The organism is Micromonospora sp. NPDC047730, from assembly GCF_043204765.1.
Lineage (GTDB): Bacteria > Actinomycetota > Actinomycetes > Mycobacteriales > Micromonosporaceae > Micromonospora.
In genome coordinates this window covers 1-23,130 of record NZ_JBIDCU010000011.1, presented here as the reverse complement: position 1 = coordinate 23,130, position 23,130 = coordinate 1, and the positions used below count along the sequence as shown (strand labels likewise).

At 74.7% G+C, this 23,130-nt stretch carries 20 protein-coding genes; 16 read left to right on the top strand and 4 right to left on the bottom strand.

Annotated elements, in window-relative coordinates; translation table 11 throughout:
* Positions 1 to 90: 90 nt before the first annotated feature.
* The gene (locus ACGF5G_RS23440; RefSeq protein ID WP_350707619.1) at positions 91 to 885 is read left to right on the top strand and encodes an ABC transporter ATP-binding protein; all 795 of its coding nucleotides are present in this window, start codon (positions 91 to 93) and stop codon (positions 883 to 885) included.
* Positions 882 to 3,365 (top strand): ABC transporter permease, encoded by a 2,484-nt coding sequence (locus ACGF5G_RS23435; protein ID WP_393266110.1) that lies wholly within the window; start codon positions 882 to 884, stop codon positions 3,363 to 3,365. The genes ACGF5G_RS23440 and ACGF5G_RS23435 overlap by 4 nt, the downstream gene beginning before the upstream one ends.
* A 59-nt stretch (positions 3,366 to 3,424) precedes the next feature.
* Here the strand turns inward: ACGF5G_RS23435 and ACGF5G_RS23430 are convergent, their stop codons facing one another.
* Both ACGF5G_RS23430 and ACGF5G_RS23425 read right to left on the bottom strand, forming a co-directional pair.
* Positions 3,425 to 4,687, bottom strand: coding sequence for a nucleotide sugar dehydrogenase (locus tag ACGF5G_RS23430; protein ID WP_393266107.1), 1,263 nt, complete (start codon positions 4,685 to 4,687; stop codon positions 3,425 to 3,427).
* A 178-nt stretch (positions 4,688 to 4,865) separates the two neighbouring features.
* Positions 4,866 to 6,257 (bottom strand): serine/threonine-protein kinase, encoded by a 1,392-nt coding sequence (locus ACGF5G_RS23425; RefSeq protein WP_393266104.1) that lies wholly within the window; start codon positions 6,255 to 6,257, stop codon positions 4,866 to 4,868.
* 534 nt (positions 6,258 to 6,791) lie between these two features.
* On the opposite strand from ACGF5G_RS23425, the gene ACGF5G_RS23420 reads away from it, so the two are divergent.
* The 10 genes from ACGF5G_RS23420 (at position 6,792) to ACGF5G_RS23375 (ending at position 14,418) form a co-directional block, all read left to right on the top strand.
* Positions 6,792 to 7,421, top strand: coding sequence for an RNA polymerase sigma factor (locus tag ACGF5G_RS23420; protein WP_393266101.1), 630 nt, complete (start codon positions 6,792 to 6,794; stop codon positions 7,419 to 7,421).
* A gap of 15 nt (positions 7,422 to 7,436) precedes the next feature.
* A complete protein-coding gene (locus tag ACGF5G_RS23415) occupies positions 7,437 to 8,189 on the top strand; it encodes a hypothetical protein (protein WP_393266099.1) in 753 nt (250 codons plus the stop codon).
* A 141-nt stretch (positions 8,190 to 8,330) separates the two neighbouring features.
* Positions 8,331 to 9,566: an ergothioneine biosynthesis glutamate--cysteine ligase EgtA gene (gene egtA, locus ACGF5G_RS23410; protein ID WP_393266097.1), complete on the top strand. Its 1,236-nt coding sequence runs from the start codon at positions 8,331 to 8,333 to the stop codon at positions 9,564 to 9,566.
* Positions 9,563 to 10,900, top strand: coding sequence for an ergothioneine biosynthesis protein EgtB (gene egtB, locus ACGF5G_RS23405; protein WP_393266094.1), 1,338 nt, complete (start codon positions 9,563 to 9,565; stop codon positions 10,898 to 10,900). Before egtA ends, egtB begins: the two co-directional genes overlap by 4 nt.
* A 13-nt stretch (positions 10,901 to 10,913) precedes the next feature.
* Positions 10,914 to 11,660, top strand: a complete 747-nt coding sequence (egtC, locus tag ACGF5G_RS23400; protein ID WP_357699454.1) for an ergothioneine biosynthesis protein EgtC — start codon at positions 10,914 to 10,916, stop codon at positions 11,658 to 11,660.
* A gap of 41 nt (positions 11,661 to 11,701) precedes the next feature.
* Complete coding sequence (egtD, locus tag ACGF5G_RS23395) at positions 11,702 to 12,667, top strand: L-histidine N(alpha)-methyltransferase (protein ID WP_393266091.1); 966 nt, start codon at positions 11,702 to 11,704, stop codon at positions 12,665 to 12,667.
* A 243-nt stretch (positions 12,668 to 12,910) separates the two neighbouring features.
* The gene (locus ACGF5G_RS23390; protein ID WP_357699458.1) at positions 12,911 to 13,498 is read left to right on the top strand and encodes a TMEM165/GDT1 family protein; all 588 of its coding nucleotides are present in this window, start codon (positions 12,911 to 12,913) and stop codon (positions 13,496 to 13,498) included.
* A 40-nt stretch (positions 13,499 to 13,538) separates the two neighbouring features.
* Positions 13,539 to 13,901 (top strand): DUF1622 domain-containing protein, encoded by a 363-nt coding sequence (locus ACGF5G_RS23385; RefSeq protein ID WP_393266088.1) that lies wholly within the window; start codon positions 13,539 to 13,541, stop codon positions 13,899 to 13,901.
* The gene (locus ACGF5G_RS23380) at positions 13,898 to 14,185 is read left to right on the top strand and encodes a hypothetical protein (RefSeq protein WP_393266086.1); all 288 of its coding nucleotides are present in this window, start codon (positions 13,898 to 13,900) and stop codon (positions 14,183 to 14,185) included. The genes ACGF5G_RS23385 and ACGF5G_RS23380 overlap by 4 nt, the downstream gene beginning before the upstream one ends.
* Positions 14,186 to 14,220: 35 nt before the next feature.
* Positions 14,221 to 14,418 carry a hypothetical protein gene (locus ACGF5G_RS23375; protein WP_393266084.1) on the top strand — a complete coding sequence of 66 codons (198 nt, stop codon included), beginning with the start codon at positions 14,221 to 14,223 and terminating at the stop codon, positions 14,416 to 14,418.
* A gap of 157 nt (positions 14,419 to 14,575) precedes the next feature.
* On the opposite strand, the gene nhaA is transcribed toward ACGF5G_RS23375, so the two are convergent.
* Positions 14,576 to 15,895 carry a Na+/H+ antiporter NhaA gene (nhaA, locus tag ACGF5G_RS23370; RefSeq protein WP_393266082.1) on the bottom strand — a complete coding sequence of 440 codons (1,320 nt, stop codon included), beginning with the start codon at positions 15,893 to 15,895 and terminating at the stop codon, positions 14,576 to 14,578.
* A gap of 334 nt (positions 15,896 to 16,229) precedes the next feature.
* Between nhaA and ACGF5G_RS23365 the strand changes: the two genes are divergently transcribed.
* A complete protein-coding gene (locus ACGF5G_RS23365) occupies positions 16,230 to 17,687 on the top strand; it encodes a polysaccharide biosynthesis tyrosine autokinase (RefSeq protein WP_393266079.1) in 1,458 nt (485 codons plus the stop codon).
* On the opposite strand, the gene ACGF5G_RS23360 is transcribed toward ACGF5G_RS23365, so the two are convergent.
* Positions 17,668 to 18,243, bottom strand: coding sequence for a low molecular weight phosphatase family protein (locus ACGF5G_RS23360; RefSeq protein WP_393266076.1), 576 nt, complete (start codon positions 18,241 to 18,243; stop codon positions 17,668 to 17,670). The two genes, ACGF5G_RS23365 and ACGF5G_RS23360, sit on opposite strands and share 20 nt — an antisense overlap.
* Positions 18,244 to 18,402: 159 nt before the next feature.
* Between ACGF5G_RS23360 and ACGF5G_RS23355 the strand changes: the two genes are divergently transcribed.
* The 3 genes from ACGF5G_RS23355 (at position 18,403) to ACGF5G_RS23345 (ending at position 22,175) form a co-directional block, all read left to right on the top strand.
* On the top strand, positions 18,403 to 19,626 hold the full coding sequence (locus ACGF5G_RS23355) for a glycosyltransferase family 4 protein (RefSeq protein WP_393266074.1): 1,224 nt from the start codon (positions 18,403 to 18,405) through the stop codon (positions 19,624 to 19,626).
* A 208-nt stretch (positions 19,627 to 19,834) separates the two neighbouring features.
* Positions 19,835 to 21,526, top strand: coding sequence for a DUF4012 domain-containing protein (locus tag ACGF5G_RS23350; protein WP_393266071.1), 1,692 nt, complete (start codon positions 19,835 to 19,837; stop codon positions 21,524 to 21,526).
* Positions 21,527 to 21,539: 13 nt separating this feature from the next.
* Positions 21,540 to 22,175, top strand: a complete 636-nt coding sequence (locus ACGF5G_RS23345) for a hypothetical protein (protein WP_393266068.1) — start codon at positions 21,540 to 21,542, stop codon at positions 22,173 to 22,175.
* Positions 22,176 to 23,130 lie beyond the last annotated feature (955 nt).

Below are 23,130 nucleotides of genomic sequence, written 5' to 3'. Positions count from 1 at the left end.
GCGGGGTCGAGCGCGTGGGTGGACGCCCGCGGGCCGCCGCGCCCATAGCGTCGGAGACGTCCCAGTCACGATCTCCACGGGGAGCTCCACGTGTCCGTCGCACCTCCCGCGCACGCCACCGCCGGCGTCGCGGTCTCCGCCCGCGGCCTGTCCAAGCGGTACGGGGCCGGCCAGGCCGCCGTCGTCGCCCTCGACGGCGTCGACGTCGACTTCGCCGCCGGCCGGTTCACCGCCATCATGGGCCCGTCCGGCTCCGGCAAGTCCACCCTGATGCACTGCCTCGCCGGCCTGGACCGTCCCACCGCGGGCAGCGTACGCATCGGCGACGCCGATCTCTCCCGGCTCGACGACAAGCGGCTCACCCTGCTGCGCCGCGACCGGGTCGGCTTCGTGTTCCAGAAGTTCAACCTGCTGCCGGCGCTGACCGCCGAGGAGAACATCGTGCTGCCGCTGGCGATCGCCGGCCGCCGGCCGGAGCGGGCCTGGTTGCGCCAGGTCGTCGCCGCGGTGGGGCTCGCCGACCGGCTCGGTCACCGGCCGGCAGAGCTCTCCGGCGGGCAGCAGCAGCGGGTGGCGGTCGCCCGGGCGCTGATCACCAAGCCGTGGGTGATCTTCGCCGACGAGCCGACCGGCAACCTGGACTCGCGCTCGGGCGCGGAGGTGCTGCGCCTGCTCCGCGAGGCCGTCGACACCCTCGGCCAGACCGTGATCATGGTCACCCACGACCCGACGGCCGCCGCGCACGCCGACCGGGTGCTCTTCCTGGCTGACGGCCGGCCGGTGCGGGACCTCACCGCGCCGACCGCCGAGCGGGTGCTCGACACCCTCGCCGGCCTCGACTCGGCGCGCGTGCCGGCCGCCGGCCGCGAGGCGGTGGCCCGGTGATCCGGCTGACCCTGCGCCAGCTCCGCGCCGAGGCGCTGCGCCTGCTGCTCTCCTCGCTGGCCATCGTGCTCGGCGTCGCCTTCATCGCCGGCACGCTGATCTTCGTCGACGGAATGCGCGCGGGAGCGTACGACCGGGCCGGGACGTTCGATCGGCACACCGACCTCGCCGTCTACTCCGCCACCAAGGACCCGCTGCCGACCGCGCTGGTCGACCGGGTGCGCGCGCTCGACGGGGTCGCCGCCGCCGAGGGGGAACTGCTCGGCTCCGGCGGGATCGTCGGCGCCGACGACCGCCCCGTGCTCGGCTACGCCGTCCTCGCGGCGGTCCCCGTCGACCCGGCGCTGCGCTCGTACGACGTGGTGGCCGGGCGGCTGCCCGACCGCCCCGGCGAGGTGGTGCTGGACGCGCCCACCGTGGCCGAGGAGGGCTTCACCCTCGGCGGGCCGGTACGCGTCGGCGGCAGCGGGGGAGAGGCCCGCCCGTACACCCTGGTCGGCACGGTCGACGTGGCCGGCACCCCCCGCGACGTCGGCGGCCCGTTCATCGGTCTGGTCGGTGCGGACGCCATGGCCGTGACCGGGCAGCGGGGCTACGACCGGATCATGGTGGCCGCCGACCCGGGCGTGACCGACGCGGCGCTGGCCGACCGGGCCGCCGAGGCGGCCGGAGCCGGCGCGACCGTCAAGACGCGCCAGCGCATCCTCGACGACGCGGTCGAGGACGCGGTCCGCGACCTGCGGCAGTTCAACATGGTGCTGCTGACCTTCGCCGGGGTCGCGGTGGTGGTCGCCGGGTTCGTCATCGCCAACACCTTCGCCATCGTGCTCGCCCAGCGGACCCGGCGCACGGCGCTGCTGCGGCTCGTCGGCGCGACCCGGGGGCAGCTGTTCCGGGCGGCGCTGCTGGAGTCCGCCGTGATCGGCGCCGCCGCCTCCGCGGCCGGCGTGCTGCTGGGCGTCGCCCTGGCCGGCGGCATGAACCAGCTCATGACGAGGGTGGACGCGCCGGTCTCCGGCGGGCTCACCCTCACCGCCCCGACCGTGCTGCTCAGCCTGCTGCTGGGCACCGCGATCACGGTCGGCGCCGCCCTGCTGCCCGCGTGGCGGGGCACCCGGGTGCCGCCGGTCGCCGCGCTCACCGACGCGGCGGTCCAGCCCGCCCGCGGTGCCGGCCGGCTCCGGCTCGCCGTCGGTGCGCTGGTCTTCGTCGCCGGCATCGCCGCGTTGGTGGCGGCCGCGTCCGCGGTCCAGGTGGTGCTGGTGGCGCTCGGCGGGGTGCTGACCTTCTTCGGCATCGTGCTGTTCGGGCCGGTGCTCGTCCCGGCGCTGGTGCGGGTGCTGGGCTGGCCCGCCCGGAAGCTGTTCGGCGCCACCGCCGGCCTGGCCGTGGCCAACGCCGTGCGCAACCCGCGCCGCATCGCGGCGACCGCGACCGCCCTGGTCATCGGCATCGGGCTGGTGTCGGCGTTCGTGGTGGGCGCGCGCAGCACCAAGGACGGCATCGAGCGCAGCGTGGACGCCGAGATCGGGGTCGACTGGCTGGTCACCGGGATCGGCGGCGACCTGCCCGCGCCGCTCGTCGGCGAGCTGCGCGCCCGGCCCGAGCTGGCGGTGGTGCACGAGCAGCGCAGCGCCGTCACCGCCGACGTCGAGGTCCGGGCCGCCCATCCCGCCCTGGTCGGCCGGACGCTGACCGGGGTCGTGGCGGGCGACGTCGACCGGCTCGCGCCCGGGTCGGTGCTGGTGCACCGGGAGTTGGCGGAGGCGCGGGGCTGGACGACCGACTCCACCGTCACCGTGCGGGGCCGGTCGTTCCGGGTGGCCGCGGTCGTCACCGACGACGGGCCGGTCCTGGCCGGCAGCTCCGTCCCGGCCGGTCACGTGATCGACGTGGTGGACGCCGACTTCACCGCGCTCTTCCCCGCCGAGCGGGGTTACCTGGCCGAGATCGACCCCGCCGACGGCGTCACCGCCGACCAGGCCCGGGCCGCCATCGAGGCGGTGGTCGCCCGCTACCCGACGGCCAACCTGATGGACCAGGGGGCGTACAAGAAGATGCTCACCAGCACGGTCGACATGCTGCTCGCGTTCGTCACCGCGCTGCTCGGCCTGGCCGTGGTGATCGCGCTGGTCGGGGTGGCGAACACGCTGAGCCTGTCGGTCGTGGAGCGGACCCGGGAGAACGCCGTGCTGCGGGCGGTGGGCCTGACCCGGGGCCGGATGCGGGCCGTGCTGGCCGTCGAGGCGGTGCTGATGGCGCTGGTCGGCGCGCTGCTCGGGGTGGGCCTCGGCACCGGCGTCAGCGCGGCCGCGATGGCCCTGCTGGCCCGGATCAGCGGGGACTTCGCCGTGGTGCTGCCGCTGGGGCAGCTCGGGCTGATCCTCGGGGTCGCCGTGGTGGCCGCCCTGGCGGCCTCGGTGCTGCCGGCCCGCCGGGCGCTGGCCCGGCCGGTGGTCGAGGCGCTCGGCGACCAGTGACATCCGCCGGCCGGTCCCGTCGCCCGCCCGGGTGGCGGGACCGGCCAGCGGTGCCGGGTCTAGAGGTGCTCCACCACCGGCCCGGAGCACCGGTTGCGGGAGTCGAAGACGTACCGGGCGTGCCGGACGACCAGGTCGTAGTCGAAGACGTCGTGGTCGGTGACCACCACCACCGCGTCCGCCGCCCGGATCTCCCGCTCGGTCAGCTCCACCACGAGGACCCCGCCGGGGATGTGGTGCGGCTCGGCGTACGGCTCCACCGCCCGCACGTCCGCGCCGAGCGCCTGTAGGCGGCGGGCCACGTCGATCGCGGGGGAGTCGCGCATGTCGCCGGTGTTCTTCTTGTACGCCAGCCCGAGCAGCAGCAGCCGGGCCCCGCTGATCGTGCGGCCGGTCCGGTTCAGCCCGCCCATGATCCGCTGCGCCACGTGTTCGGGCATCTCGTGGTTGACGTCGTTGGCCAGCTCGATGAACCGGAACTGCCGCCCGAGGCGCCGCTTGACCTGCCATGACAGGTAGCACGGGTCGATCGGCAGGCAGTGCCCGCCGACGCCGGGGCCCGGCCGGAACGGCATGAATCCGAACGGCTTCGTCTCGGCCGCCTCGATCGCCTGCCAGACGTCGATGTCCAGGTGGTGGGAGAGCATGGTCAGCTCGTTGATCAGGGCGATGTTGACCTGGCGGAAGGTGTTCTCGATCAGCTTGGTCAGTTCGGCCACCTGGGTGGAGCCCACCGGCACGGTCCGCTCCACGATCCGCCGGTAGAACCCGTCCACCCGGGCGAGGGAGTCCGCGTCCACCCCGGAGACGACCTTCGGGGTGTTCTCCAGCCGCCACGTCTGGTTGCCCGGGTCGATCCGCTCGGGGCTGTAGCCGAGGTGGAAGTCGCCCGGACTGCGCAGCCCGCTGGCCGACTCCAGCAGCGGGCGCAGCAGTTCCTCCGTGGTGCCGGGGTAGGTGGTCGACTCGAGCACCACCGCGCAGCCCGGCCGGACGTACGGGCCGATGCCGATGCCGGCCTGCTCGACGAAGCTGAGGTCGGGCGTGCCGTCGCGCAGCGGCGTGGGCACCGTGATCACGCAGATGTCGAAGCCCTCGGCGTCGGCGTACTCGGTGCTCGGGTGGTACCGGCCGCTGGCCAGCGCCCGGCCCAGCCGGTCGGCGGGGATGTCCTCGACGAACGACTCGCCCGACGCGAGCCGCTTGACCCGGTCGGAGTCGACGTCCAGGCCGATCACGTCCAGGCCGGCCTCGACGGCCCGCATGGCCAGTGGCAGGCCGACGTACCCCTGGCCGATGACGACCAACTTCTCAACGCTCACCCGGACTCCCGAGGCAGACGGAAACAACCTGCTTGGGAGCCTAGAGCGATCTCTGTACCCGTAAGTCCGTTTTGGGATTACCGGTGCTGCCGGGGTACGTGGAGTGTCGACAGTGCGTCACCGGAGCGCCCGAACGGCGGGATCGCCGCCGGCGCGCGCGGCGGCACGGGTGCCGAGATCAGGCCGAACGGTCCGTCGCCGCGCCGCCGCCCCCGCCACCCGGCGGGTTGTTCGTGTCGTCCGACGGGGTGCTCGGCCCGCCGCTCGGCGTCGCGGGCCCCGTCGGCGGGCCCGAAGAAGAGCCGCCGCCGGGCGGCGTCGGATCCGTGCTGCCCGTCGGCCCCGGGGATTCCGGGCCGGCCGTCTGGCTCGGCTGGGGCGACTCCGGCGGCACGGTGGCCGACGGCGACGGGCTGGAGGTGGACCCGGCGGGCCGGAACGGCCGACCCCGGTCCGGGTTCTGCGTCTGCTCGGTCGGCGCCTCCGCGCTCGGCACGGCGGCCGGCGCCGTCGTCTTCGGCACGTTCACCGCGGGCGCGTCGGTGTCCCTCGTCGCGCCGAGCGCCGCGCCGAGGCCCGCCAACGCCACCAGCACCGCCGCGGCCGCGCCCACCAGGGGGCCGCGGCGCTTCTTCCGCCCGGCCGCGGCCGGCACGACCGGGACGTCGGTGCGGGTGCCCGGGTCGGCGCCACGCAGCGCGGCGACGCCGGGGGCGGGCACCATGGCGGTCGCCGCCGACGGGTCGGAGACCGCGGCGCGGGCGGCCTGGGCCATCGCGGCCCCGCTGCTGAACCGGTCGGCCGGATCCTTCGCCAGGGCGCGGGAGACCAGCGCGCGAACGGCCTCCGGGATGTCGTGCGGCAGCTCCGGTGGCTCGTCGTCGAGGTGCCGGACGGCGACCTGGAGCGGGTTGTCGCCGGTGAACGGCGGGCTGCCGCTCAGGCAGCAGTAGGCGACGGCACCGAGGGCGTAGATGTCGGTGGCCCCCGAGACCGGCCGGCCGGCGGCCTGCTCGGGCGCCATGTAGAGCGCGGTGCCGGGCACCGCGTTGGTGCTGGTGATGCTCGTGACGTTCGTCGACCGGGCCACGCCGAAGTCGACCAGCACCACGCTGCCGTCCTCCTGGACCAGCAGGTTGCTCGGCTTGACGTCGCGGTGCACGATCCCGCCGAGGTGCGCGGCGTGCAGGGCCTGCGCGACCTGGGCCACGATCGCCATCGTCTCGCCGACGTCGAGCCGGCCGGCGGCCTCGATCCGCTTGGACAGCGGCTGGCCGGTCACGAACTCCATGACCAGGTAGTCGGCCCGGCCGCCGTCGGGCAGGTCGTCCTCGCCGCAGTCGAAGACCTGGACGATGCCGGGGTGCCGCAGAGCGGCCATGATCCGTGCCTCGGCGCGGAAACGGGCGATGAAATCGGGGTCGGAGACCAGGGCGGGCAGCAGGACCTTGACCGCGACCTGACGGCCGAGGACCAGGTCCTTGGCCCGCCAGACGTCGCCCATGCCGCCCGTGGCGACACGCTCGTCCAGGCGGTACCGACCGCTGAGTACGACCTCCGATGACAACACAGCACCACCGTACCCAGAGCGGCGGAGAACGGCGCGCGGTGAGCGGGCCGGCCCACCGGCGCGGGCCGCCCCGTCGGGGGCTGTGTGCCGGCGGTCGCCTCCGATATGGTGTGACCGTCCGGGGACGCCCCGTGACGAGATCCGCCCGTCGCCACCGTACGCTGGACGAACGCCCCTCCAGCACGGGCGCAGCGTCGCGGGCGCGCGCCGCGTTACGGCGACCCGCCACCCGATCAGGTAGATAATTCTCACTCTTTTGCCGACCGGGGCCGACTTGTCCGATCGGCCCGGTGCTCCTACCGTTAGCCCGACTCGGGCCCGCCCCACGGCGTCGCCGGCGCCGCGCCGCCGGCCGTGCCGCCGTGGCGAGAGTCCAGAACTACCGTCCGGGCCGCCGCGGTCCCGGGCGTGACCAGGTCAGCGGGGGGCTGAGGGTGCGGGATCAGGTCCGGGTGCCGGACCGTGCTGGCGTCGCGCACGCCCGGGTCGGCGTGCGCCACCCCGGCGCGTCCGGGAAGCGGAAGTGGCGGTCCCGTGTCCGCTGAGCTGAACGACGCGGTCGCGGCGGCGCAGGCCGGCGACGAGGACGGCTTCCGCTTCCTCTACCGCAGCCTCCAACCCGGTCTGCTGCGGTACCTGACCGCCCTGGTCGGCGCCGACGCCGAGGACGTCGCGTCGGAGACGTGGCTGCAGATCTCCCGCGACCTGCCCAGCTTCACCGGCGGCGAGTTCCGGGCCTGGACGGTGACCATCGCCCGCAACCGGGCCATGGACCACCTGCGGCGGCAACGCCGCCGCCCGTCGCTGCCGGTGCCGGTGCAGGCGCTCAGCGAGCTGGCCGGCGACGCTGACACCGCCGAACGGGCCGGCGAGACCATCGGCACCGAGGCGGCGCTGGCGTTGATCGCCACCCTGCCGCCCCGGGAGGCCGAGGCGGTCCTGCTCCGCGCCGTCATCGGGCTGGACGCCGAGACCGCCGGGCGGGTGCTCGGCCGCCGGCCCGGTGCCGTGCGCACCGCCGCCCACCGGGGTCTGCGCCGCCTCGCCGCCCTGATGACACGCTACGACCTGTCCCAGCCGCCGGCCGACACCGAGGGAGCCACCCCGCCGCGTCCGCGCGCCGGTCGGCGGCAGGCGCCGCACGCCGAGCCGGCGGACGGTTGACGTGAGGGGAATCAGATGACCTTCCGCCGGCACGAGCGGCCCGCCGACCGGGCCGAGTCCGACCGGCTGCTCGACGCGGCCCGCGCCGGCTCGCCCGACGCCGGCCCGGAGTCGCTCGCCCGGCTGCTCTCGGCCGCGGCGGCCCCCGCCCGCCCCGGCGAACTGGCCGGCGAGGAGGGCGCGCTGGCAGCCTTCCGGGCCGCCCGCGCCGCCGCGCCCGCCGCCACCGCCGCGACGCGGCCACCGCGCGGACGCCGGTTCACCGCCGGCGCCGTGGCCTGGGCCGCCGGAATCGCGGTCACCGCGACGGCGGGCGCCGCCTTCGCGGCCGTCACCCTGGACCGCCCCGACGAACCGGCCCCGCCGCCGCGCCCGGCCACGCCAGCACCGGCCACCACGGGTACGGAGCAGGGTGGGTCGACCGGCGCCACCGGCAGCGGCGGCACCCCCTCCGACGCGCCCACCGACGGCTCGCGCGGCCCGTCCGCCGCCCCCACGTCCGGTGCCGCCACCCCCGGCGCCCCGGGCGGTGGCGGGCCACGACCGCCGGAGCAGCGCACCGAGCAGATGTGGGGGCTCTGTCAGGCGTACCTGGCCAAGCCGCCGGCCCAGCGGGAGAAGGCGCTGGACAGCTCCGCGTACGCCGGCGTGGTGACCGCGGCGGGCGGCCGGGAGAACGTCGACGACTTCTGCCGGGAGCTGGCGCTCGAGGCCGAGCCGAAGAACGCCGAGCCCACGACGGCACCGTCCCCGGAGGCGACCGGCTGATTGCCCTGCTCGTTCCGGCCGACCCCGCGAAATCCGTCTGTTAGAAACAGAAGTGGTGGGCCGCCGACGCCCTGCCGATGACGGTGGGCGGCGCTACGGTGGCACGGTCCGGAAGTCGGCGCGGGGAAGGGAGCCCGTCCTGTGGTGACGTCGCCGGAACTCGACCGGAGCATCGTCCTGCGGGAGCGCGCCGCAGCCGCCGGTCACCTCGCCCGGATCTGCTTCAAGACCGGCCCGCCGACCCACACCGGCGTCGAACTCGAATGGACCGTGCACGACGCCGCCGACCCCGCCCGCCCCGTCGACGGCGAGCGGCTCCGGGCGGCGCTGGGGCGGCACAGCCCCCCGACCCTCGACCGTGCGAGCCCCGCCGCACCGCTCCGTCACGGTGGCACCGTGACCGTCGAGCCCGGCGGGCAGTTGGAGATCTCCACCGTGCCCCGCACCTCGCTCGCCACCCTCGTCCAGGCCACCGACGGCGACATCGCCCAGCTGAGCGGCCTGCTCGCCACCGCCGGGCTGGTCCTCGGGCAGAGCGGCATCGACCCCCACCGGCCGCCCCGGGCGGTGGTCGAGACCCCCCGCTACCGCGCCATGCGGCACGTCTTCGACCGGCGTGGCGCCGCCGGCCGGACGATGATGTACAGCACCGCCGGCCTGCAGGTCTGCCTGGACGCCGGGGAGCCGGAGCACCTGCCGGCCCGCTGGGCGACGGCGCACGCGCTCGGGCCGCCCCTGCTGGCCGCCTTCGCCACGGCCGCCCGGCACGCCGGCCGGGCCACCGGCTGGGCGTCCGCGCGCATGGCGGCCTGGTTCGCCATCGACCCGGCCCGCACCCGGCCGGTGTGGACGCCGGCGCGGGCCGACGTCGACCCGGTCGCCGCCTGGACCGACTACGTCCTCGCCGCGCCGCTGCTCTGCGTACGCGGTGGCGGTCCCGACTGGACGCCGCCGCCGGCCGTCAGCTTCGCCGACTGGGTCGACGGGGCGCTGCCCCGACCGCCGACCACCGACGACCTCGACTACCACGTGAGCACCCTGTTCCCGCCGGTGCGCCCCCGGGGCTACCTGGAGCTGCGCTACCTCGACGCACAGCCCGGCCGGGGCTGGGCGGTCGCGCTCGCGGTGGTGGCCGCCCTGCTCGCCGAGCCCGGCACCGTGCACGCGGCCCGCGCCGTCGCCGGCCCGGTGGCGCACCGCTGGCGCGCCGCCGCCCGGCACGGCCTGCGCGACCCGGCGCTGGCCGCCGCCGCCGTGGAGCTGTTCGACCTGGCCCTGACCGCCCTGCCCCGGCTCGGCCTGCCGGCGGCCCTGCACGACGACATCGACCGAGGCGTACGGCGGCGACGGGCCGCCGCGGGGAGGAGGCACGCGTGACCGGAGCGACCACGCAGCGGCCGGGCGCGGAGCGGTTGCGCAGCCGGATCGCGGCGGAGCTGGAACGCACCCGCGCCCGCACGGCGCTGCTGACCGAGGCGGTCGACGAGGCCGACCTGGTGCGGCAGCACTCGCCGCTGATGTCCCCGCTGGTGTGGGACCTCGCGCACGTCGGCAACCAGGAGGAACTCTGGCTGGTCCGGGACGTGGGTGGCCGCGAGCCGGTCCGGCGGGACATCGACGACCTGTACGACGCGTTCAAGCAGCCCCGCCGGGACCGCCCGTCGTTGCCCCTGCTGCCGCCGGAGGAGGCCCGCGCCTACCTGCTCACCGTCCGGGACAAGGTGCTCGACCTGCTGGACAGGGTGGCGTTCACCGACCGTCCGTTGGTCGCCGACGGCTTCGCCTTCGGCATGATCGTGCAGCACGAGCAGCAGCACGACGAGACGATGCTCGCCACCCACCAGCTCCGCGCCGGCCCGGCGGTGCTGCACGCCCCGCCGCCGCCGGAGCCGCGGACCCGGGTCGGCGGCGAGGTGCTGGTGCCGGCCGGTGAGTTCACCATGGGCACCGACACCGACCCGTGGGCGCTGGACAACGAGCGCCCCGCCCACCGGGTCCACCTGCCGGCGTACGTCATCGACGCCACGCCGGTGACCAACGGCCGCTACCGCGAGTTCATCGCCGACGGCGGCTACGACGACCCGCGCTGGTGGAGCCCAGCCGGTTGGCGGCACCGCCGGGAGGCGGGGCTGTCCGCGCCGATGCACTGGCGGCGCGACGGCGACGGCTGGGCCTACCTGCGCTTCGGGCGGTGGGCCCCGGTCCGCGACGACGAGCCGGTGGTGCACGTCTGCCACCACGAGGCGCAGGCGTACGCGGCCTGGGCCGGCAAGCGGTTGCCGACCGAGGCGGAGTGGGAGAAGGCGGCCCGCTGGGATCCGGCCACCGGCCGTTCCCGCCGCTACCCGTGGGGTGACGACGACCCCACCGCCGAGCACGCCAACCTGGGGCAGCGGCACCTGTGGCCGGCCCCGGTGGGCGCCTACCCGGCGGGCGCCTCGCCGCTGGGCGTGCACCAGCTCATCGGCGACGTGTGGGAGTGGACCTCCACCACCTTCCGGGGGCATCCGGGCTTCACCGCGTTCCCCTATCGCGAATACTCGGAGGTCTTCTTCGGCGACGACTACCAGGTGCTGCGGGGCGGGTCGTTCGGCACCGACCGGGTCGCCTGCCGGGGCACCTTCCGCAACTGGGACTACCCGATCCGGCGGCAGATCTTCAGCGGCTTCCGCTGCGCCCGCGACGCCCGGCCAGAGGAGTCGCAGCCGTGAGGACGGCCGCCTGATGTGCCGCCACCTGGCCTACCTGGGACCGCCGGTCACCCTGCGGGAGTTGCTGTTCGACCCGCCGTACGCCCTGGTGCGGCAGTCCTGGGCGCCGCGCGACATGCGCGGCGGCGGGACGATCAACGCCGACGGCTTCGGCGTCGGCTGGTATCCGGGCTCGGGCGAGCCGGTGCGCTACCGGCGGGCCCAGCCGATCTGGAGCGACCCCACGATCGCGCAGCTCGCGGCGGTCACCTCCGCCGGCGCGGTGCTGGCCGCCGTCCGTTCCGCCACGGTCGGCATGGCGGTGCTCGACGGGGCCGCCGCCCCGTTCGCCGAGGGGCCCTGGCTGTTCAGCCACAACGGCGTGGTGCGGGGCTGGCCCGACACGATGGTCCCGCTCGCCGGCACCCTGCCCGTACGTGACCTGCTCACCCTGGACGCGGCCACCGACTCGGCGCTGCTCTGGGCGCTGGTCCGGCACCGGCTGCGGGCCGGGGTGAAGCCTGCCCGCGCGATCGCCGAGACCGTGACGGCGGTGGCCGTGGCGGCCCCCGGGTCCCGGCTCAACCTGCTGCTCACCGACGGCCACACCGTGGTGGCCAGCGTGGCCGGGCACGCGCTGTCGATCCGCGCGACCCCGGCCTCGGTGCTGCTGGCGTCCGAACCGCACGACGACGACCCCGGCTGGCAGGCCGTGCCGGACGGACAACTGGTGGAGGCGACCGCGACGGGGGTGCGTCTGCGCGCCCTCGCCGAGGTCTGACCGCCGGCCGACAGGGACGTTCCGACGACGAAGGGGAAGACATGGGCGCCGAGCCGCTGGAGATCCACCTCGAGGAGCAGGACCTCGGCCGCAGCCTGCGGGAGGACGTCCGCGCCGGCCTGACGGCCGAGCCCAAGTGGCTGCCGCCCAAGTGGTTCTACGACGCCCGTGGCAGCGAGCTGTTCGAGGAGATCACGCGGCTGCCGGAGTACTACCCGACCCGGGCCGAACGCGCCGTGCTGGCCGAACGGGCGGGCGCGATCGCCGAACTGACCGGCGCGAAGACGCTGATCGAGCTCGGTTCGGGCTCGTCGGAGAAGACCCGGCTGCTGTTGGACGCGTTCACCCGGCGGGGCGGCCTCGGCACGTTCGTGCCGCTGGACGTGTCGGTCAGCGCCCTGCGCCAGTCCACCGTCGAGATCGCGGCCGACTACCCGGGGCTGCGGGTGCGCGGCATCGTGGGGGACTTCACCCGTCACCTGGGCCGGTTGCCGACCGGCGGGCGGCGGCTGGTGCTCTTCCTCGGCGGCACCATCGGCAACCTCCTGCCGGCCGAGCGGGCGCGGTTCCTGGGCGCGATGCGGGGCGCCCTGGAGGCGGGGGACTGGCTGCTGATCGGCACCGATCTGGTCAAGGACCCGGCGGTCGTCGTGCCGGCGTACGACGACGCGGCCGGGGTCACCGCCGAGTTCAACCGCAACGTGCTGCGGGTGGTCAACCGGGAGTTGGGCGCCGACTTCGACCCGGAGGCGTTCGCCCACGTGGCGCTCTGGGACCCGGCGCGGGAGTGGATCGAGATGCGGCTGCGCGCGCTCCGGCCGATGCGGGTCCGGGTGCTCGACCTGGCGGTCACCTTCGCCGAGGGCGAGGAGTTGCGCACGGAGGTGTCCGCGAAGTTCCGGCCCGAGGGCATCGCCGCGGAGCTGGCGGCGGCCCGCTTCGGCGTCCACGACTTCTGGACCGACCCGGACGGCCTGTTCGGCGTCACCCTGGCCCGCGCGGAGTGACCGGGACCGGCCGGCCGGCGGCGCGTGACGATCTTCACCCGTGGCGCCCGGCCCCGCCGGTGGTCGGCTAGGCTGGGCGGCGCGAAGGGGAGTAGCCCCCAATGTCGTGGTCGACACACTGGTGCGTTCCGCATCCGGCCACGCGGCCTCGTCATCGGGGCGGGCGAGACCTTCGACTCAGGCTGTCGCAGCCGGGTCGAGGGCGCCCCCGTACCTCCTCCCGGCGTGATCCGGAAGGATGTCATGGAAGGTTTCCTCGTCGCGCTGGTGGTCAGCTTCGGCGTCATCTTCGTCGCCGAGCTGGGCGACAAGTCCCAGCTGATGGCCCTGACCTTCGCCACCCGCTTCAAACCCGTACCGGTCCTGATCGGCATCACCGTCGCCACCGCCGTCGTGCACCTGGCCTCGGTGGCGATCGGCTACGGCCTCGGCGCCGCGCTCCCGACGGAGTGGATCTCGCTGGTGGCGGGCCTCGCGTTCCTCGGTTTCGGCGCGTGGACCCTGCGCGGGGACACGCTCACCGAGGAGGAGAAGCGCAAGGCCGAGAAGACCAGCAAGTCCGCCATCGTGGCGGTGTCGGTCGCGTTCTTCCTGGCGGAGCTGGGCGACAAGACCATGCTCGCCACCATCACCCTCGCCACCAAGTACGGCTGGTTCGGCACCTGGCTCGGCTCGACGGTCGGCATGGTGGCGGCGGACGCGCTGGCCATCCTGGTCGGGCGGATGCTCGGCCGGAGGCTGCCGGAGAAGACCATCAAGTACGGGGCCGCCGCGCTCTTCGCCATCTGCGGCCTCTGGCTGATCCTGGAGGCGGTCGCGCAGCTCACCTGATGCCCCGACTACCGCCCGGCGGGCCGGGTAAGGCCAGCGGGTGGGCGTCGAGGAGGTGCTGCGCCACGGCTACCAGTTGCTGGTCACCGCGGTGGAGGTCGCCGGCGCGGTGGTCATCTTCGTCGGCGCGGCCTGGGCGGCGCTGCGGTTCGTGGTCGAAGGGCTGCGGCACCGCAGCGCCGCCGTGTTCACCCCGATCCGCCTCTCCCTGGGGCGGTTCCTCACCCTCGGGCTGGAGTTCCAGCTCGCGGCGGACATCCTGCGTACGGCGGTCTCGCCGACCTTCACCCAGATCGGGCAGCTGGCGGCCATCGCCACCATCCGGACCGCGCTGAACTACTTCCTCGGTCGGGAGATCCGCCAGGAGCAGCGGCAGGTGGGGGAGACGGAGCACGCCAGGTGACCCGTGTCCTGGCCACCGCCACCACCGCGCTGGCCACGCTCGCCGGCCTGGCGGCGCTGGTCGGCACGCGTTCCTGGCGCTGCGCGCTGCGGGTACTGCTGGACCTGCTCACGGCCGCCGGCCTGCTGCGGCTGGCCGTCGACCAGGGCTGGGCGGAGCTGGCGGCCGCGGCGGCGATCGTCCTGCTGCGCCGGCTGCTGTGGGCCGCGCTCACCGGCGCGGCGCCGCCACGACTATCGGCGGCCTCCAGCGGGCAAGAGGATCACCACCTACCGTTGCGGTAGGAGGCGAAACCGGAGAAAGCGGGAGGACTGCCGACATGAGCAAGCATGACGAGCCGAACGAGTACGGCTTCGCCGGAGACGCCACCGCCCCGCAGCCGCCGGCCGGCGGGCGGGCCGACGAGCAGGACCGGGCGGAGGAGGTGGCGGTGCCGGCCGACGACCTGATGGAGCCGGTCAGTGACGCCCTCGCCGACGAGCAGGAGGAGCGCCGGGCGGCCGAGCGGCGCCGCTGACCCGTCCGGGCTCCGGCGGGCCGGTTGTCGTTCCGCCGGAGTTCCGCGCGGCTTCCGGCCGCAGCCGTCCCGGATCAGCCCTCGGCCGTCCCGGATCAGCCCTCGGCCGTCCCGGATCAGCCCTCGGCCGTCCCGGATCAGCCCTCGGCCGTCCGGGTCAGCCGTCCCCGCGCTGGTAGACGTCCGGCACGCCGTCGCGGTCGGCGTCCACGGCCTCCGCCTCGGCGATCCGCCGGTAGGCGGCGTTGCGCCGGACCAGCACGACCGCGGCGAGCAGCGCCGCGATCACCGAGCCGGTGAGCACAGCCGCCTTGACGTTGTCGTCGGCCGCGCTGCCGGCGCCGAACGCGAGTTCGCCGATCAGCAGGGAGACGGTGAACCCGACCCCGGCGAGCAGCGCCACCCCGAGCAGGTCGGCCCAGGTGATGTCCTCGTCGAGCCGGGCCCGGGTGAAGCGGGCGAGCAGGAACGTCGAGCCGAAGATCCCGACGGCCTTGCCGACCACCAGGCCGGCGACGACGCCGATCACGATCGGGTCCGTGACGATCGCGCCCAGGTCGGCGCCCCGCAGCGACACCCCGGCCGCGAAGAACGCGAAGACCGGCACGGCGAAGCCGGCGGAGACCGGGCGCCAGCGGTGCTCCAGGTGCTCGGCGAGCCCGTGCGTGTCGCCGTCCCTGCCCAGGACCGGCACCGTGAAGCCCAGCAGGACGCCCGCCACGGTGGCGTGCACCCCGGAGGCGTGCACGAGCGTCCACGCGGCCACCGCGAGCGGGATCAGGGCCCACCACCAGGTCCTGCGGCGCTGCACGAGCAGGCCGAAGAGTGCGATCGGGGCGAGCGCGGCGAGCAGCGGCAGCGGGCTGAAGTCGTCGGTGTAGAAGATCGCGATGACGGTGATCGCGAGCAGGTCGTCGACCACCGCGAGGGTGAGCAGGAAGGCCCGCAGGCCCTGCGGCAGGTGGGAGCCGATGATGGCCAGCACGGCCAGGGCGAAGGCGATGTCCGTCGCGGTGGGAATGGCCCAGCCCCGCAGGCCGTCGCCGCCGGCGGCCAGGTTGACCGCGACGTAGATCAGCGCCGGTAGCGCCATTCCGCCGACCGCCGCGATCACCGGCAGGGCCGCCCGCCGCGGGTCCCGCAACTCGCCGACGACGAATTCCCGCTTCAGTTCCAGCCCGACCACGAAGAAGAAGACCGCGAGCAGGCCGTCGGCCGCCCAGGCGGAGAGGCTCAGGTCGAGGTGCAGCGCAGCCCCGCCGGCCCACGGCACCCAGCCGCCGAGGGTCTGGTAGGCGGACTCCCAGGGCGAGTTCGCCCAGACCAGCGCGATCACCGCGCCGAGCAGGAGGAGACCGCCGCCGACCGTCTCGGTCCGTAGCACGTCGGCCAGGAAGCGGGCCTCCGGCCAGGACGTACGCGAGAAGAGCCGGCGGGTCGGGCGGGAGGGGTCGGTGTGCGGGGCGCGGTCGCTCATGGGTGAGGTCCACCTTGGTGTCGGGGCAGCAGGGGGCAGCTGCCGACCAGGCTTCCCGGCACACCGTCACCGACCCTATCCATCGCAGCCGCCACCGGCGAGTCGGGACGGTTCGTCGTCGGAGACGTCACGCCCGTTCGTTTCTCCCCGCGTCCCGGGACGCCGCACGCCCGTTTGTCGGTTGGCGGGTCGGTCGTAGATGTCAAGGGGTGAAAATGCATAACTCAGGACATAGGTCGTATGAGTCGCTTTAATGGTTTCACGAGATTATGTCGACCTTGGGGGTTTTCGTGAAGTTCTTTGGCGTTACCGGCCTGGTACGGAGGCGCGCCTGATGGACCTGTACCGCCAACTCCGCCTCGTGCGCCGGCACTGGTGGATCGTGCTCCTCACCGTCATGGTCGCGCTCGGCGTCACCGCCCTCGTCACCGTCCGGGCCCAGCCCCGGTACGTCGCCTCGGTGACCTTCTTCGTCACCACGCCGAGCCAGGGCGTCACGGACGCCTACCAGGGCGGCCTCTTCCTCCAGCAGCGCGTCAAGTCGTACGCGGAGCTGCTGACCAGCGACCGGCTGGCGCAGAGCGTGGTGGCCGAGAACGCGATCGGGCTCACCGCCGAGGAGGTCCAGGGTCTGGTCAGCACGTCCACCGAGACGGGCACCGTCCTGCTGCGCGCGTCGGTGACCGATACGGACCAGAACCGGGCGCTGAAGGTCACCGAGGCGCTCTCCGCGAAGTTCGTGGAGCTGGTGCAGAAGGTGGAGACGACCCAGGACGGCAAGGCAGGCCCCATCAAGATCGAGGTGGTCAGCGGGCCGCGGGTCAGTTCGAGCCCCGTCTCGCCGCAGCCGGTCCGCAACGTCGTCATCGGGACGCTGCTGGGGCTGCTCGCCGGCGTGGGCCTGGCGATCCTGCGCGGGGTGGCCGACGTCCGGTTGCGCGACGCCGCCGCCCTGCAGCGCACCACCGGCAGCCCGCTGCTCGGTGAGATCCCGTTCGAGAGCACGGCGAAGTCGGAGCCGTTGATCGTGGGCGACGCGGCGAACTCCGCCCGCGCCGAGGCGGTCCGCAAGCTGCGCACCAACCTGCGCTTCGTGGACGTGCACGAGCCCGCCCGGGTCATCGCGGTCACCAGCGCCCTGCAGGGCGAGGGCAAGACCACGCTCTCCTGCAACCTGGCGATCGCCCTGGCCGAGGCCGGCTGGCGGGTGCTGCTGGTCGACGCCGACCTGCGCCGGCCGAAGGTCGCCGACTACCTGGGGCTCGACGCCGGCATCGGGCTCACCGACGTGCTCGTCGGCGACGTCCAGGTCGGCGACGTGGTGCAGCGCTGGGGCGACAAGTCCCTGCTGGTGCTGCCGAGCGGCTCGGCGCCGCCCAACCCCAGCGAGCTGCTCGGCTCGAAGGCGATGGCGGACCTGCTGCTCGCCCTGCGGGAATCGGCCGACATCGTCATCATCGACACCGCCCCGCTGCTGGCGGTCACCGACGGCGTGGTGGTGGCCGTGCAGGCCGACGGCGCGCTCCTGGTCTCCCAGCAGGGACGCACCTCACGGACGCAGGTGGCCGCCGCCGCGCGTTCCCTGCACTCGGTCTCCGTCCGGCTGCTCGGCTGCGTGCTGAACATGGCCAAGGTGGCCAAGGCCGAGGCCTACCAGTACGAGGCCTACCGGGTGGTGGCGGCCGGCGGGCCCGCGGACGTGCCGGCCGACCGGGCCAAGACCGCCCGGCACGCGGAGCGGATCGACGGCGTCAGCGACCGCACGCAGGAACTCACCCGGCTGTCCCGATGAGCGCCGCGAGGGGTCGCAGGGACCGTTCGATCTCCTCGGCGCAGCGTCGGAAGTCGGCGGCGGTCCCGCCGATCGGGTCCACCAGGTCGTCCGCGTCGGGGGTGGCGGGTTGCAGCCGCCCCCGGGCGCGGGCGGCCGCCCGGACCGCGGCCCGCACGGGCCCGTCGGTCGGGTCCGCGACCGCGTCGTCCGCCGGATCCGCGGCGTCCGCGGCCTCGGCCAGCCGGGCGAACTGGCGCAGGGTGAACGTCCGGTGCAGCGCCGCCGGCGCGAGCGCGGTGCAGACCGAGCGCTGGCGTCGGGTGGCCGCCAGGACCAGCGTCGCCCCGACCAGGTGCTCCCCGCGCAACCGTCGGGTGCGGAAGCCGGTGGGGTCACCGCCGGCCCATGTCGCCACCTCCGCCGCGTACGGGTGCATCGGCAGGCCGTCGACGGCGTCGGTGCCCGCGCTGGAGACCACGACCGGCTGCCCGGCCAGCAGGCGGCGGGCGAGGTACTCGGCCATCGGGGACCGGCACAGGTTGGCGTGGCAGACGAACAGCACGCGGTCGACCATCTGGACCCCTCTCGTCGGTGCTCGCGCGGGCAACGCCGCGCCGGCCGCCGGCCGTCGGTGCCGGCCGGACGCGGAGGGGATGCGGGCATCGTACGCGGGATCGACGCGTCCACCACGCCGTGCCGCGCCGAACCGCCCGACCCGGACGGAGGCGCGCCGATGAGGATCGGGATCCTGTCCTACCACTTCCCGCCCGAGCCGGCGTTCATCCCGGGCAGCCTCGCCGAGGAACTCGCGGTGCGGGGACACGAGGTGAAGGTGCTGACCGGCTTCCCCGATTATCCCGGGGGGCACGTCTACCCGGGGTGGCGACAGCGGTGGCGTCACGAGACCCGCAGCGAGCGGCTGACCGTCCGCCGGGTCCCGCGCTACAGCGCCGGCGACGGGTCGCTGCGAACGCGGATGGCCGGCTACCTCTCCTTCGCCGGCAGCGCCACGCTGACCGGTCGGCCGTTCCTCGCCGACGTCGACGCGCTCTACGTCCACCTGCCGCCGGCGACCGCCTTCGCCGCCGCGGGCCTGCTGCGGCTGCTGGGCCGGGTGCCGACCGTCGTCCACGTGCAGGACGTCTGGGCGGCGGACGAGCCGACCGGCGCCGGGAACGGGCGGTGGGCCGCGCGGATCGGCGCGGCGATGACCCGGGCCTACCGTGCCGCCGACCGGATCGCGGTCTCCGCGCCGTCGCTGCGGGACAAGGTCGTGGCCGCCGGCGCCGACCCGGCCCGGGTGCAGGTGGTGCTCAACTGGACCGACGAGCGGATCTTCCAGCCCGCGCGGCCCAGCGGGGCGGCGCGCCGGCTGGTGCGCCGCGACGACCGCTGCGTGGTGATGCACGCCGGGACCATCGGCGCCCGGCAGGGCCTGGAGACGGCGGTACGGGCGGCGGCGGCGCTGGACCGCACCATGGACCTCGTCCTGGTGGGCTCGGGCGCGGACGAGCGGCGGGTGCGGGGGCTCGCCGCCGAACTGCGCGCCGACAACGTGCGCTTCGTCGAACGCCGGTCTCCGCTGGACATGCCGGAGCTGTACGCCGCCGCCGACTATCAGCTCGTCATGCTGCGCGACCTCCCGGAGCTGCGCAGCACCCTGCCGGCGAAGCTCCAGGCGGCGTTCTCCTGCGCCGCGCCGGTGGTGGCCTCGGCCGGCGGCGACACCGCCGAACTGGTGGAGCGGGCCCGGGCCGGGCTGTCCTGCCCGCCGGAGGACTGGGCGAGCCTGGCCGACCGGTTCTGGCTGGCCGCCACCATCCCGCCGCCCGCCCGGGTGGACATGGGCCGGCGCGGCCGGGAGGCGTACCTGCGGGAGATGTCCATGCCGGCGGGCGTGGACCGGATCGAACGCCTGCTGTACGAGGCGGCTGCCGGCCGCGCCACCGGCCGCTGAACCGCGAGCAACCCTCGCGTACCGGCCAATACCGTCATCTACCGGCGAAAACGATCGTTACCTGTTAGGAACAGGCGGAGGAATAGGGTCTTCTGTCCGTTTCCGCGAAGGGACGTGTGGTGTGACGGAGAGCCAGAGAACGCGCCGGCGGCGGGGCCGGCCCCGGCGGCGTCGGCAGCTTCGCCGGGCACTTCTCGCCTGCCTCGTGGTGGGTTCGCTGCTCCTGGTGACGGGCGGCTGGGTGGGCTTCCGGGGCTGGCAGGCCCGCGCCCACCTGCTCAACGCCGCCGGGCTGGCCCGGGAGCTCAGCGCCCAGGTGGTCGGCGGTGACACGGCCCGCGCGCAGCGCACCCTGGCCGCGCTCCAGGAGCAGGCGGGCAAGGCCAGGTCGGCGACCGGCGACCCCGGCTGGTGGCTCGGCCGGCACACCCCGTATGCCGGGGACAACCTGGCCGCCGTGCGGCAGATCTCGGTCGCCGTCGACGACCTGGCCCGGCAGGCGTTCCCGCTGCTGCTCCGCACCGACCTGGCCAGCCTGGTGCCGGCGGGTGGGCGGCTCGACGTGGCCCGGCTGCGGACGGTCTCGGCGGAACTGGCGACCGTCAACGCGGCCGTGCAGGGCACCCGGAGCAGCCTGGCCACGGTGCCCACCGACGGCCTGGTGAGCCAGGTCCGGCAGGCGCTCGTCGACCTGCGCGGGGAGATCGACCGCCTGGCGGGCCTCACCGCCGCGGCGGACCAGGCCACCCGGCTGCTCCCGCCCCTGCTGGGCGCCGCGGGCCCGCGCACCTATCTCGTGGTGTCCCAGAATCCGGCCGAGCTGCGCGCCACCGGCGGCATGATCGGCGCGTACGCCGTGATCCATGCCGACGACGGCCGGGTCCGGATGGGGCGGCAGGGCAGCAGCAGCACGCTGGGCCGGTTCCAGCCGCCGTTGAAGGTGCCCGCGGAGGTGCGTCACCTCTGGGCCGACCTGCCGGGGATCTATCCGGCGGACGTCAACCTCACCCCGCACTTCCCGACCGCCGCCGCGCTCTACCGGGAGATGTTCCGCCGGCGTACGGGGACCACGGTGGACGGCGTGCTCGCCGTCGACCCGGTGGTGCTGTCGTACCTGCTGAAGGCCACCGGCCCGGTGATGGTGCCCGGCGGGCTCCCGCTGGCCGCGGAGAAGGTCGTCCAGACGGTGCTCGGCGACAGCTACCAGCGGATGGACAACGAGGAGCAGGACGCCTTCTTCGCGGCCTCCGCCGCCGCCGTGTTCGACGCGCTGGTCACGAAGAAATACGACCCGAAGGGGTTATTGTCCGCATTTGACCGTGCTGTCACCGAACGCCGGATATTGTTCTGGAGTGCCCGACCCGAAGAGCAACGGACGATCGGCGACAGCCGAATGGCCGGGGTGCTTCCGGAGAAGGACGTCGTGCCGACGGTCGGCGTGTTCCTCAACGACGGCAGCGGCGCGAAGCTCGGCTACTACCTCCGGCAGACGGCGACCCTCACCGTCGGCGACTGCCGGACCGACGGCCGCCGGGAACTCCGGCTCCGGGTCACCCTGCGTTCGTCGGCGCCCAAGTCGGGTCTCAGCAAGTCGGTCCTCGGCCTCGGCCTGGCCGGCGACCCGTACACCGCCCGCACGTTGGTGTCGGTGTACAGCCCCGCCGGCGGGACCGTGCTCACCACCCACCTCGACGGCGTCGAGACGGCGGTGGGCAGCGGCACCGAACGGCGCCGCCAGGTGACCACGGCGAACGTCGAGGTCGGCCCGGGAGGCTCCCGCACCTTGGAGGTCACCGTGCTCACCGCGAAGACCGGCGTCGGTACGGCCGAACTGTGGCTGACCCCCACCGCCACCCCATGGACCACCCAAGTTGTTTCCGCACCAAGCTGTGACCAGTAGGAGGGAACCAATCATGCGGCTATCCCGCATCATCATGGCGCTCGCGGTCGGTCTGGCCGTGGTGGCCGCGCCGTCCGCCGCGGGGGCGGCGCAGCCGCAGCCGGCGCCGAGCGAAACCCAACCACCGCCCTACGCGCCCGGCCCCGCGACCCTTGCGGTGAGCCCGACGACCGTCGTGGTCGGTCAGACCGCCACGCTGATCGGCACCGGCTGGACGCCGGGCGAGACGGTCGTGATCACCGCCAGCACGGCGCCGCTCGCCGCCCCCGTACTGGGCACCGAGCAGGCGCGGCGCAGCAACGGCGAGCTGGTCGCGATGGCGCCCGTCTCGTTCCAGCAGGCCCCGCAGCCGAACCCGAGGAGCTGGGAGGTCACGGCCGACGACGAGGGCGAGTTCCGCACGACCTACACGCCGCGCCACCACGGCACCTACACCTTCCGCGCCCGCGGTGAGTCGTCGGAGAAGGTGGCGACCGCGACGCTGACCGTGCTGAAGAAGCACTCCCCGGCGCCGCTGCCCGTCACGGGTGACAGCCTGAGCACCCCGATGAAGTTCGGCGGCGGCCTCGTCGGCGCCGGCGCGGTGCTTCTGCTGCTGTCGCTGGTCTGGCGCAAGCGCCACCGCTTCGGCATGGGGGCCGCGCGCTGACGGTGAGCGCCTTCCGGGCAGTGCCCGGGCACCGCGAAACGGCTGACGCCCGTCGGGAGGTTTCCCGGCGGGCGTCGGCTTGTTCTCTGGTTCCTGCTTGCTGATGGTCGTGGTGTGGGGTGTTGGGTTGCGGTGCGTGGTGGTGGGGGTGTGGCCCGCCGTGCCCGGCTCCGGGCGGTCAGGCTTGATCCCTGCGCCGGGCACGGCGGGCCACACCCCGTCGGTGGTCGCGCGCCGTCCGTGCCTGGCTGTCCGTTGTCCGGCATTGGCCGTGGGGGAGGCCCGTCGGGACGCCCGTCGGGAGGCGACGGCGATGGGTTGGCGAGCTGTCCACCGCGAGGTCACGGCCCGTCGGCCCGCTCTTGACCGGGGCGGTGGGGTGGGTGCGGTGGGCGCTGTCGAGCTGCCCCGTCTGTGGGACCACCCCCCGTCACAGCAGGCTCGATTGCCTGCCGGGGCACGTTGTGCCCCGTCTGTGAGGGCAGGTCGACAGGGGTCGGGTGGCAGTGTCCCGTGGGTCCGGTTCGGGGTGTGACCGGGGGCATCGTGGGGGCGGAATCGTGGCCGGGTCGGGGTCGTTACACCCTGCGTACGGCCGAGCAAGACCAACGCCGCCGCCGCGACGGGCTGGCGTGCAGACCCCCGGAATGATGGTGGGCCGCCGGTCGTTACACATGGTCCCGGCCCGGCGAGGGCAACCCCCCGCCCCGCGACACGGGCCGCTCCCGGTCTCCAGAGGGCCGGTCTGATTCTTCCCGGCGTGTGACGCCGGATCCCCCGATTTCTTTGAGCGCCGGACGGTGCTTGCACCCTCGCTGAACCCCCCTTCGGCGTGTGGTGCCAACCCCCGAATGGAGCATTCTGATGAACACGATCCTGCGTAAGAGCGTTCTTGGTGTTGCTGGTCTGGCTTTTGCCGGTGGTGTGTTCGCCGGTCCGGCTGCTGCTCACGCCG